Source organism: Arthrobacter sp. R4-81 (assembly GCF_054792365.1).
On sequence record NZ_CP096445.1, the window covers coordinates 2,702,931 to 2,715,174 of the forward strand.

Below are 12,244 nucleotides of genomic sequence, written 5' to 3' on the forward strand. Positions count from 1 at the left end.
CTCCGATGAAAGGAAATCGACAATGCCGTTGAACACCCGCTACTTCAGGCGAAGGCCTTCCCGGGTCCGCCTGCTGGCCACACTGACAGCCACGGCAATCTGTGCGGCAGCAGGCCTGGCAGGGGCCGCCCCTGCCAGTGCAGTGAACAGCAGCTACTTCCTTGACTGCTCGGCATCAGCGAACGGCTCAGGAACGCAGGTATCCCCGTGGAACACCCTGAGCTCCGTAAACGCCGTGACCTTCGGGGCGGGCGACAGGATCAACGTCCGGGCCGGTACCTCGTGCACAGGCCAACTCATCGCGAAAGGGTCCGGCGCCAGCGGGAATCCCATCATTCTGGGCAGCTACGGTACGGGTGCAAAACCCATCCTCGACGCCGCCGGAGCAACAGGCACCGTGATTCTGCTGCAGAACGTCCAGCAATGGGAGATCAGCGGCCTTGAACTGCGCAACCAGGCCAGCAGCCCTGACTACAGGTCAGGGATCCTCGCCATTAACTCTTCGGGTACCACGCTCAACCACCTCAAGATCACCGGCATGACCATCCGCAACATCAGCGGCTGGTCCGGCGGCTGGTACTCCACCAACGCCGGCGTCGGCGTCCAGACGAACCACACCAGCACCATCTCCACCTGGAACGACATCCAGGTCAGCGACAACACCTTTGAAAACGTTGACCGAATTGCCGTCGCCATCACCCCCGATCATGACGGGGAAGGCACCGGCCTAAGTACAGGGGTGAAAATCCAGCGCAACACCATCCGCTACTCCGGCGGCGATGACATCCTCGTCGTCAAAGGCCAGGGAGCCCTGATCGAAGGCAACGACACCGCCTTCGGTGGCGCGAAGTCCATCAACGGCTGCCCGCCCAGCGGCCACTACTGCAACGGCGCCTCTGCCGGGATCTGGATGGCAGGGTCCAGCGACACCCTGGTCCAGGGCAACAGTGTGGTGTGCAACGTTAACGAAGCCGACGGCCAAGGCTTCGACGTGGACTGGGGCAACCACAACACCACCGTCCAGTACAACTACGGCCGCAACAACCGCGGCGGGTTCATCCTGATGATGCCGCCCATCAGCGTCTCCAACGAACCCACCTCCCGGGTTCCCTCCGACGGCACCATCGTCCGCTACAACGTCAGCGAAGACGACGCCAACACCACCGGCTGCCCTCTGCAGCCGGCCTGGAACGGGCCACGTGACGTCATCCACTTCGCCGGCTCGATCCCGAACAAATCCGGAAGCAGCACCGCCCAACCGGACATCTACAACAACACCATCTTCATTCCTTCCGACAGGGGAACCTACGTCGTGGGCAGCCGCAGCGGCGTGAACACCTCCGGGTCTTTCCTTTTCCGGAACAACCTTGTCCAAAACTTCGGTACCGGCGGTTACGTCCAGACCAGCGGCTCCACCTACGCCAACAACATCATGTACGGGAACCGGCACTCCACCGAACCTGCGAACTCCGGGACGATCACCCTGGACCCGCAGCTTTCCGGGCCGCTGCCCACCCCGGCCCAGACCTCCGCCGGGTCCGCCTCGTTCAAGATCCGCCCCTCCTCCCCTGCCATCAACGCCGGGGTGACAATCGCGAACAACGGCGGCAGGGACTTCAGCGGAACACCCCTCCCCTCCAGGCCCACCATCGGCGCCTTCGAAAGCACCGGGACACTCGTCTCAAACCCCGGCTTTGAAACCGGAACCCTGTCCTCCTGGACGATCTCGGGCAATGGCACTGCATCCCAGGCCACGGGCGCATCACCTGCGGCAGGAACCACAGCGGTGCAAACCGGCCCAACCAACAGCGGCATCCAGCAGACCATCAACGGCCTGAGCCCAAACACCACTTACATGCTCAATGCCTCCCTCAGGGTTGCAACGGTCGGAGAGCAGATCGCACTCGGGGTCAAGGACTTCGGCGGTGCCGAAACCTACGTCCGCACTACCTCAACCGGGTGGGCGCAGCAGAGTGCGTTCTTCACCACTGGCATGTCCAACACCAGCGCAACAATCTACTGCTACAAGAACGCAGGCGGCGGAGCAGGGTATTGTGACAACTTCGCAGTCCAGGCAATCTCCTCGCCCGCGAACCTTGCCAACAATCCGGGATTCGAAAGCGGCTCCCTGACCCCCTGGACACTCAGCGGAGGCGGCGCAGCCGTGTCAACCTCAGCGGCCAACACCGGAACCTACGGCCTGCTGACCGCAGCCACCAACAGTGGCGCCAACCAAAGCATCACGGGCCTGCTCCCAGGCGCCAGCTACGTGCTGAGCGGTTTCCTCCGCGCAGCACCGGGCGAAGAAATTTCCCTCGGCGTCAAGGGCATGGGCTCAGCCGAAACATTCCAGCGTGTGAGCGGGTCAGCGTTCGCTCCCGCCAGCGTGCGCTTCACCACCGGAACAAACGTCACCAGCGCCAGCATCTACTGCTTCAAGAACGACGGATCCAGTGCCGGCGCATGCGATGACCTGCGCCTGACCCGCATCGGCTAACCGCCCCTGCAGTGCGCGGCCAGGACAGACGCCTGTCCTGGCCGCGCGCACCACAGTGCCCTTCCACACGAGAGACACGTACGCATGACACATCACCTCAGGAACATCCGCATCCGGGATCCGTTCATACTGCACCTGCCGAGCCGGTCCACCTATTACCTGTTTGGAACCACCGACGATCAGCCCTGGACCGGCCCGGGCACCGGTTTTGACTGCTACACCAGCTCCGACCTGCAAAATTGGGACGGGCCCATCGCCGCGTTCCGCCCGCCCCTGCACTTCTGGGGCACCACACAGTTCTGGGCCCCTGAAGTCTACGAATACAACGGCAGCTTTTTCATGTTCGCCACCTTCGCTGACGACCACGGCCACCGCGGTACCCAGGTACTCAAAGCCGACGAGCCAACAGGGCCGTACCTGCCCTGGAGCGAGGGGCCTGTCACTCCCGCAGACTGGGCGTGCCTGGACGGCACCCTGTACATCGACAAAACTGGCCGACCCTGGATAGTCTTCTGCCACGAATGGCTTCAGATCAACGACGGCGCTATCTACGCGCAGCGCCTCTCACCGAACCTGAAGACAACAACCGGCCTGCCGTACTTCCTCTTCAACGCCTCCGAAGCAGCCTGGAGCACTCCCCTGCCCGGCGGGTCCCCGCAAGCCCCCAACTACGTCACTGACGGGCCCTTTCTCCAAAAAACAGACACCGGCGAACTAGTGATGCTGTGGTCCAGCCATGGAAAAGATGGCTATGCCATGGGCCTGGCCAGGTCCAGGAACGGCACCATCGAAGGTCCCTGGGACCACGACCCCGAACCCTTGTGGGCCGAAGACGGCGGGCACGGGATGTTCTTCCACCCCTCCCCCACCCAAACCATGCTTGTCTTCCACCACCCCAACGACCTCCCCAACGAACGAACCAAAATGATCGAAATCGCCGGCTTCAGCACCGGCGTCACGACTGAGGAAAACCCAACAGAAGCACTGACACCCACAGCCGCCCTCTGAACAGCACATCACGAGGACGTTGACCGCCAGACCGGTAAGCACATAGGGGGGCGGATTTCTTGTTTTGGCTAAAGGCTCAAACCCCACGCAAGTCACAATAGCCAACCGGAACATTGAAAAAGCGCCAGTAGAAACTACCAGTCACACGCCTGAGCTTTGTTGTGTAACTGCTTCCCAGGTCAGGTCGCAGACTTTGGTGATGAGGCCCTCAATGTCACTTAGTGCTGTGGTGAAGGAGGTGACGAAACGGGCCACGCTACGTTTCCCACCGGTCGTGGTAGAACTCGTAGCCCTCATGAACGCAGTGGGCTGCTGGTCGAGGCCCATGCTGCTAACTGCCAAGTCACCTTCACGAGTTCGCGTCACTGCTGCCCCCTCCAAGCGAGGCCATGAACAGCCAAAGCAAATCTTTGCTGTTTGTAATTCTGATACTCGATCATCGCTGGGCAAGGCCCTCCGCGCAACCAGGGCGCCAAGCCCCGCCCGCGCCACAAAATTTCGTTCGGCGCTCCTCCGTCGCTTATCTCCTTACGAAATTCCTGGCTTCGGTCGGTTCCCCAGGTTGCACTCCGGACCCTGATCCCAGCAGTGACTCCGTTATCAGAACGACGCCTCCATCCAATGGCCGGACAAGCACCGGCAAGGCGATCAAGGAAACGGAATCATGGAAACGCTCGCCATCAAATCCCCTGCAGACCTGCTCAGCTTCATCGGACACACCCTCGGCTTCTGGCCCCAGGAAAGCCTGGTCTGCCTCACACCAGACATCAACCACGTCGGCGCCACCCTCCGCGTAGACCTCCCCCGGCACGACGGCGCCGAACGCACCTACGCCCGCACCTCCCGATCGATCTCGCGCTCGGACGCCTATGACAAGGAAGGCCCCTCGGACGAGCAACAGCGCCAGGTCAGAACTCTTCTCGGCGGTAGTCATATCGTTCGGCCCATGTGCCGTCAATGAATGCTTGTAGGGCTAGGAGAGAGGAGCAAGCCAACCGTGACCAGGTGCTAAAAAGCAGACTTAAGTGTGGCTAGCGTCCACACGATCTTTGGCCCGACAAATGTCCTTACCGGCCCACACACTTAGACGACTGGGAGCAGGCAGTCAGGAAGAAACTTTAGAAAAAGTTCCCCAAGTCATCTCATCAAGACAGGCACGGACCATGAACAGGTAAGCGGCCACCCGGGCCGCCACAACGAAGAAAGGAACGCATAGCCCCACTACACAGCAGGCGGAGGGTCCACTAGCCAGGACCCTGACCCCGCCATCCCACACACCTGAATAGGCCACCGCGGCGGCCAGGCTACAACCCGCGAACCTAGCGTCAGAGGGACGCCATTACAAGCTTTGTACACACGTTGAAGCAAAAATCCCCTCCGACGAGGGGATCTGCTGTGCCCGAGGTGGACTCGAACCGCATTCCAGCCCTTGCAAACACAGGGAACTCCCGAAAACATACCGAATCCGCCCAGTCCGGCCCATGTACGACCCGATCCGAAGCCAAAAGTGTGGACAACGTCCACACTTCTTATGTGCCGACATTGAGCAAGCAATTGCCCCTCCCGGTTTAGGTGCGGGCATTTGCGCGACTTCCAGCGAAGAGAACTCGCCGGGCCGAAATAGGCCGGTTCCGCTATGTGGTCTGCGGGTCACGAGCCCTGGAACCCCGCGAGCCGCGCGTGCGGGGACCGATCGGTGATCAGTGGCACCGCCAGCCTCCGTATCAGCTGCAACACCCGGACAAGGACTTTGCCCCGACGGTAGAAGGGTCCTGCGCTCCGATCACTTTAGGTTCACTCCTGCGAGCCGCCTCATTCGGCGTCAGTTCAGAGCAATCGTCCGATCGCACTGCTCAACAACTCGAGGGTCATGAGTAGAAATGAGAACCATGGCGCCATTCGCCTGAAATTCCTTCAAAATTCTCATCACAGTGTCTGCGTTGGTTCGGTCGAGAGACCCGGTAGGCTCGTCGGCTAGTATCACCGACGGACGCTTGAGCAACAATCGAGCCAAAGCAGTTCTTTGCTGTTCACCCCCGCTAATTTTGAAGACCTTTTCATGCTGAAGATCGGCTAGGCCAACTCGCTCGAGCGCAGTTAGCTTTTCCCGTACCTTTTCAGCTGATCGCAACTTTGAGTAGGCCAAAGCGACATCCAGGTTCTGATCCACGGTCCACGAGTCGACTAACCCGAAATTCTGGAATAGATACCCCAGCTTTTTCCGGAAGAAATTTCGCCGGCCTGCCCCTCTTATTTTTGAGACATCCTGGTCCCCGATGGTTAGAGAGCCCGTGCTGATTTTTTCGAGGAGGCCGATGCAGTTCAGGAGCGTAGTTTTGCCGGAACCGCTGACGCCCGAGATGGCGACCATTTCACCACCACGGATGGTGAACGACATGCCGTTCCACAAATTGCGATCTCCAAACTGCTTTCCTATTCCGCTCGCCTTGATAGAAATCGGGTCAAGAGCAATCGTTCGTTTCATCTCTGTCTTCTCCAAATTCAGCAGTTGTGGTTCACGATCGCTTGACATAGTCCCCTCGAGTCTTCTTTTCATCTGCTTGGACGGCGACCATTACCCCGGTAAGGGCGAAAACAAGGAGGATGCCTCCAATCAGCAGCGCTAGCGTTCGTTCAGTACGGGCCAGCTCGCTGATCGTATTTGTGGCTACCAAAAGTGCTAATGCACCGCCCATCCCATTGATGAGCACGTAAAAACCATGAGTCCTAAAGTAGGTCCACCCGTGAACATGCTTCAGAAAGACGGACACTCTATTGCGGTCGACATAAATCGCAGCCAGGATGCTGATCGAGAGCAAGAGAACCAAGAAGGAAACGGCAATGTTAACTAGGTGCATGGCCATCTCTGTCTTGCGCTTATCCAACTCTTCGAGCGCCCTGATGCTGGAGGAACTGACTCCAACTAGGTGCTTGTCCAAACCGGAAGCCACGACTGCATTGTCCAATTCCTTTGGTTCCGTGAACGTTATCTGCCCGCTGTTCGCGGCTACGGTTAGCAGATACCAGCCGCTGAAGAAATCAGATGCCTCTGTCACTACAGCGATGACCGGGTCCCGCTGGATCCAGCTCTTCATGTCTGCTGTATCGCCGTAGTTGAAGATATCTTGGCCGTCCTTCGTATAGGTCACAGATATGTCCACTGGCGGAAGCGTGCCCATCGGGGTACCGAGTTCCCACGTGTGCCAATTCAGGTTTCGGAACTCGTTGACGATTCGGGCAGTGTCGCTTTTCGCGCTGCTCGGCACGAGGAGCTCGATGTGATTGCGTTGTTTGGGCAAAGCGATGATCCGCCCACCTGATTCATCCAAGACCGCATTTCTGTCAAGGTACGTATTGTTGACGATCAGGCTGTTTCCACTTTCGGGGTTGTACGGGCTCAACCCTCTCGCCTCAGTTTGATTTGGATTCTGTCGGGGGTGAACACTCAACACGGCCATGCCTTGAGAATCCATCTCGGTGTACGTAGGGAGGAAATCGCGAAAAACCTGGCGAACGGCTGGGTCAATATTCTTTGAATCCCGGTCGTTGAGTGTGTAGGGGTTGATTTGCATGGTGACGGAGTGTTCTTCGCCGGCCCACCGCTCAAGGCTCAGCTCATCCTTGGTCAGAGTCGAATAGCTTGTCCATGCCGTGGTTGCGACTGCATATACGAGTACTAGGCTCACCGCCTGTGTAAGTCCCGCGGCCATCCCCAGCTGCGTCAAGGGCTTCTCACCCTTGAGTAGCTGCGCGATTCTCAATGGAGGTAAGGCAATCAATGCCGCAGCATAGGCCAGGAGCATGAAAATGTAGATGACTCCAAGGGAGGCCAGCAACCAGGCCATGAACTGAAAATACTGATTCAGCCCGTTATACAAGAGCAGGAAGACGGTTGTGCACGCTGATAGCGCCAGCCCGGCGACGAAAAAAAGGCGGCTGAAGGCAAACAACTCAGCGGCCGCGCGTCGGACGGTTCCATAGCCGTGCAGGAATTTAATGCCAGACGACTTGCGGTTATAGCTTGCGGTATAGAAGACGCTAAGACCCAATGCCAAAAGTAGTGCGATCAGAATGGGTGCTGATGAAGTAGTGAGGACGCCGCGAAGAAAAGTTTCAAGGGCCGTTTCACTCGTGATCTCGTTTTCGATACTGGCGGTGTCTAGGGCCACGAGCAGAGATTTGAGTACGGGGCCGCCGGCTGTCGTTGTGTATGAGCCGGTGACACCCTGGTTGCCAATTTCACTTCCGCTAATTGTGGATGGCGACCGTGATGGGTCAAAGGCGGGGTAGCCGTGTACCCCCATGTTTTTGTTGTGGCTCTCCGAATTACCTATAAACGAGAAGTACCAGGGGGCGGCTGATACCTGAGCAGGATTGGTTCCCCGCTTGTAGACATTGATATTGAGCTTCTGGGCAGCCGTGTCGATGGCCGCTATGGCTTCCGGCTGGGTAAGGGAGCTGCGGGTCACCGCGAATTGGCCCTGCGTTCCCGGCGGGATGCTCGCGTCCTTCATTTGATAGGACAGGAAGACTACGACGATGGCGAATATCACGGCAGAAATAATGCTGATTCTCAGCACGGGATGAGCAACTCTAATAAACACGCGAAATCCCGTCAGGGTGGGCCATTTAGGTATGTGTGGTGCGAGCCGATATCGGCTGCTCCTTGTCCTGTCGGCATGGAGCAGCCGATATCGGCCTGTTCTATCTCATGGTGAGAGCTGGTCTGCTATCGACTGGGCGTCGGTAGAAAGCAGCGATGAACATGCGTCTGGGATCTAGTAGCTGTAGTAGTAGTTGCAGCCGCTGGCTGCCCAGAGTCCAGCATTGGACCATGACCCGGGTCCTGCAGTTTTCCTGTCAGAGTTCGCTCCACAGACAACCGTCGAAGCATGGTTATATCCGATATTAAAGTCCGAGTAGTTCCACCCCACGGAGTTTCCATAGTTCCACGTGCCGCCGCCCGGATACTGGGTCGCGGCTTGAGCAGGCACAGCAACACTGAGTCCTGCGACTCCGATACCGATAGCCATAGCGCCCCCAAGAGCGATCTTTTTGATCTTCGTCTGCATAAGCTCCGCCTTCGCTAAATAAGGGCCGCAAACACTCCGTTTGAAGTGCGCATCTCCCTCGAACGTTCACAGACTATTCCCAGTTTCATAAATTTACAAACTGGTCCGTAACGTAAAGATTGCGAGAGATAGAATCCAGGACGCACCTGGAAATCCCTGAATCTAAGAGGGTGGTGCTGGAGTATGGGTCCGGCGATCCTATTCGAAGCGCGTGGTGTGGTTCTCGGTAATTTTTCGGGCGGTCTTGAAAGTGGCGGCAACTGCCAAAACGGCTAGAAGGATACTCATCGCCAGAACAGCGTAGTAAGCGGGGTCAGGCCAGGAAATCGTTCGTCTGCCCTCGGTCAGGCCAGCGAGGATTGCCCAGGCCACAAGGAAGCCTAGCGAGATGCAGACGCCGAAAACACTAGCAAGTGGTAGTGCCGTTTCACCAACGATGATTCTCCGCAGGGTTCGAGCCGGCATTCCAGTGAGCCGCAAGAGGCCGAAAACCCGTCGCCGATCAAGAATGCCGGCCGTGGTCGCCACAGCCAGTGAAATCGCCGAGATAAGCGTTGCCACCAAGATCGCCAGATTTGCCAAATCTGCGAAGCTGCGCGCAATGCTGATCATATCCGTTGACTGCGCCTCACCCCGCGTGCGCGGTGAATCTACAAAAGGTATTCCGCTGGCCACAGCTGCGGTCCGTGCCCGCTCTAATCCTTCCTCCGTACCATCGGTCTCCATAAGGACGATGGGCTGGCTGAGCTCATTCGGGTCGACGTGGGGGGCTTCAGCAGCTGTGATGGCCTCGTTTCCTAGGAAGCCCGGGTTCAGCTCGACGAATTCAGCGTGCTTGATACCATCGCCTTTCGTAGACGGGATAAGTCCTAATGCTTCCGCATCAGCCCGGTGAAAGAAGGGTCCACCAAGACTCCGGTGATAGTAGCCGAGGCCAACATGTTGGATACTTGGTGACTGCTCCAGTTGGGCGAGCTCATTTTCGGGTGGCGCAGAGTGCGTGCTGATAGGCCCTATGAGCGTGGACATTGACAGGTGTTGCGAATCGTCGACAGGTCCGCTCTCCTGCTGCACGGTCGTGATCGACGCGGCGATTACTGACACCAAGAACAGAGCCAGTACTAGGCCACTTACAGATCGGAACGTTGCGCGGGGAGTCCTGGAAATCCGGTTCAGGGCTATAACTCCCGCAGCTCCGCGTGCAAAACGTAGTGCCGCTCGGCTAATGATGTACGTGATGTATGTGCCCGCGTAGAGCAAACCTATGGTCGTCAGGATGAAACCCGCGATGAGCACCAAATCAGCGTGGGGGACCTTCAGTTTGTTGGTGCTAGCAACGCCGATGGAAACCATACTGCTCACACCAACGGCGAGGGGTAGCAACGTCACAAGTCTTGGTTTGCGCTCATGCTGCTGCTTCGAATTGCCCAAGGGGCCAATTTCCGCGCGTCGTGTGCGGTGCCACGCCACGAGCGTAGTGGCCAGAACGGTTCCGACTACGACGACTCCGGTGGACAAAGGGCCCACGAAAAGATCAGAGGGGAAGAACGAACCCTCGTCTATGGAGATCCCAGCGGCCAAAGGAACGAAAAAAAGGGCCAAAACCACACCCACGAGGGCCCCTGCGAAGCTGGTGATCGCCGTCTCGGTTGCGGCTATCCGGGCGACTGTACGCGGTGTCGCCCCGATCAGGCGGAGAGTCGCGAACCTCTCCCGCCGTTCGGTGGCTCCCAAGTCAGCAACAATACCAACTAGGAGGAGAACCGGGATCAGTACGGCTATCCCTCCGATCACGGCGACGGTCTGATAAGCGGGGTTCCCGCCGAAGGCACTGCCCTCAAAGTTGCTTACCACCATCACGCTGGGAGCGGCCGCTAACTCGTCAAGTGTCTGGCCGACGACGATGACTAGTGAATCGGGACTCGCAAGGGCACCGTCCGGCAAGGCTCCCATCGAGTTCCCGTACCGTTGCCCTAACTCGTCAGGCGGCACGGAGCCAATCATGTCGGCAAGAGCCGGAGAGGCCAGGTACATGCCCGGCTCCGGGATGTGCCGGGTTCCAGGGATCGACAGCGAAGCTCCCTGAGGTGCGGCGACATTCATTCGGGTAATTATGCGTCCCTCGAAGTAGTCATATGAAACAGCGGCAAGTACTTGGTCCCTTCCGACTTCGCTAACCCCTGTGGTCAACGGCTCCGCCGAGGCACCGGAGAGTTGCGTCCAAGCTGAACGCTGGTCCCGTTCGATGAGCCCGTTATATGAGCCCAACAGCAGCAAGAACAGGGCAACACCAACAGCCACGCCGGAAGAGATTCCCGCCAAACGCCACTTTGATTCCTGATTGCCGGCCACAAGAAGCTTGGTGACTTCGACGCTCATGCAGAAACCGCCGTTACAGACTGGCCAGCAGTGATTCGACCGTCCCGAACGATAATCTCGCGGTCAGCATAGGATGCAGTCCGCGGATCATGCGTAATCACGACCACTGTTGTTCCCAGTGACCTCGCCAGTTCCGTTAGCGTTACCATCACTTTTTCTGCCGCAAGCGAGTCTAGCGATCCGGTCGGTTCATCTGCGAAGACTACCCGTGGTCCAGTGACCAACGCCCGCGCTATTGCGACTCGTTGGGCTTGCCCTCCGGAGAGTTCAGCGGGACGTTTATTGCCGTGGCCGTCCAGGCCCAATCGAGTCAACCAACTCTCAGCCTCGCGAAGCGCCTGCTTTCGCTTCACTCCGGAAAGGAGGAGAGGAATCGTGATGTTGTCGAGCGCCGTGAGGTCCGGCAGAAGCTGTCCAAACTGAAACACAAACCCAAAATCTCCTAGTCGCAGCTGTGCCCGCCTGGCCTCATTTAGACGGGTGAGGTCAGTTCCGTCGTACGAGACGGCTCCCTCGTCAGGGACAATTACCCCCGCCAAGGCATGCAAGAGCGTTGATTTTCCAGACCCTGATGGTCCCATTACTGCGAGAATTTCACCTGGATAGATGTCGATGTCCACGTCTCGGAGCGCTTTTGTCTGGCCATATGTCATCTGCAGCGCGCGCCCACTCAAGATGGGACGGATGGAGGAATCGGTCAACTCATTCACGCGCTCATCACCTGTCCTCGAAGGTCGGTCAATCTCGCCGCAGTAAGATCGATCCAGCGCAGATCCGCTTCGATGTGAAATAGGGCGTAGTCGCACAACAACACCGTCATTAAATCGGCACCCCGTTTTGCACTTGTTAGTTCCCTAAGACGTGTCATGTGTTCCGTTCGTTGCACATCTAGCAGACGGTCAGCGTCATCTTCCAATAGCAGTGCGATGACGGTTTTTGCGAAAAGATTGCTCTGCAACCGCTGGGCCGGGACCTCTGGAGTGAACATCCATTTGTTCACGTGGTCACGGCCTGGGGCTGTGATTTCATACCTTTTTCGTTCGGGTCCGATTCCGGCTTCCTGGCCTAAAGCAATTATCAAGCCGTCGCGGATCAGTCGACCCAAAGTTGAATACACCTGGCCAAAAGCCAGCGGCTTCTTCGACCCAAAAAAGCGATCGTAACTCTGCTTCAAGTCGTACCCATAACTCGGGCCTGTCGCCAGTAGCCCTAACAGGGTTTGTGTGTTGTCCATGCCTGAACTATACACTGCAGATATACACCCCGTGTATATGGCTAGTTTTCCCGA

The 12,244-nt window shown here is 58.0% G+C and carries 9 protein-coding genes; 3 read left to right on the forward strand and 6 right to left on the reverse strand.

Annotated elements, in window-relative coordinates; genetic code table 11:
* The first annotated feature begins 22 nt into the window (after nt 1–22).
* The 3 genes from M1E05_RS12725 to M1E05_RS12735 all read left to right on the forward strand — a co-directional run bounded on the left by M1E05_RS12725 (nt 23) and on the right by M1E05_RS12735 (nt 4,466).
* On the forward strand, nt 23–2,497 hold the full coding sequence (locus M1E05_RS12725) for a carbohydrate binding domain-containing protein (protein WP_461163160.1): 2,475 nt from the start codon (nt 23–25) through the stop codon (nt 2,495–2,497).
* Nucleotides 2,498–2,581: 84 nt separating this feature from the next.
* A complete protein-coding gene (locus tag M1E05_RS12730; RefSeq protein ID WP_461163161.1) occupies nt 2,582–3,505 on the forward strand; it encodes a glycoside hydrolase family 43 protein in 924 nt (307 codons plus the stop codon).
* A gap of 664 nt (nt 3,506–4,169) precedes the next feature.
* Complete coding sequence (locus M1E05_RS12735; RefSeq protein ID WP_461163162.1) at nt 4,170–4,466, forward strand: DUF4192 family protein; 297 nt, start codon at nt 4,170–4,172, stop codon at nt 4,464–4,466.
* 861 nt (nt 4,467–5,327) lie between these two features.
* On the opposite strand, the gene M1E05_RS12740 is transcribed toward M1E05_RS12735, so the two are convergent.
* The 6 genes from M1E05_RS12740 to M1E05_RS12765 all read right to left on the reverse strand — a co-directional run bounded on the left by M1E05_RS12740 (nt 5,328) and on the right by M1E05_RS12765 (nt 12,190).
* The gene (locus tag M1E05_RS12740) at nt 5,328–6,038 is read right to left on the reverse strand and encodes an ATP-binding cassette domain-containing protein (protein WP_461163163.1); all 711 of its coding nucleotides are present in this window, start codon (nt 6,036–6,038) and stop codon (nt 5,328–5,330) included.
* Entirely contained in the window at nt 6,022–8,085 is a 2,064-nt protein-coding gene (locus M1E05_RS12745; RefSeq protein ID WP_461163164.1) for a hypothetical protein, read from the reverse strand. Before M1E05_RS12745 ends, M1E05_RS12740 begins: the two co-directional genes overlap by 17 nt.
* A gap of 198 nt (nt 8,086–8,283) precedes the next feature.
* Nucleotides 8,284–8,577 (reverse strand): lactococcin 972 family bacteriocin, encoded by a 294-nt coding sequence (locus tag M1E05_RS12750; protein ID WP_458114330.1) that lies wholly within the window; start codon nt 8,575–8,577, stop codon nt 8,284–8,286.
* A 198-nt stretch (nt 8,578–8,775) separates the two neighbouring features.
* Entirely contained in the window at nt 8,776–10,956 is a 2,181-nt protein-coding gene (locus M1E05_RS12755; RefSeq protein WP_461163165.1) for an ABC transporter permease, read from the reverse strand.
* Nucleotides 10,953–11,666 (reverse strand): ABC transporter ATP-binding protein, encoded by a 714-nt coding sequence (locus M1E05_RS12760; protein WP_461163166.1) that lies wholly within the window; start codon nt 11,664–11,666, stop codon nt 10,953–10,955. The genes M1E05_RS12755 and M1E05_RS12760 overlap by 4 nt, the downstream gene beginning before the upstream one ends.
* Nucleotides 11,663–12,190 carry a PadR family transcriptional regulator gene (locus M1E05_RS12765; RefSeq protein WP_461163167.1) on the reverse strand — a complete coding sequence of 176 codons (528 nt, stop codon included), beginning with the start codon at nt 12,188–12,190 and terminating at the stop codon, nt 11,663–11,665. The genes M1E05_RS12760 and M1E05_RS12765 overlap by 4 nt, the downstream gene beginning before the upstream one ends.
* Nucleotides 12,191–12,244: the final 54 nt, after the last annotated feature.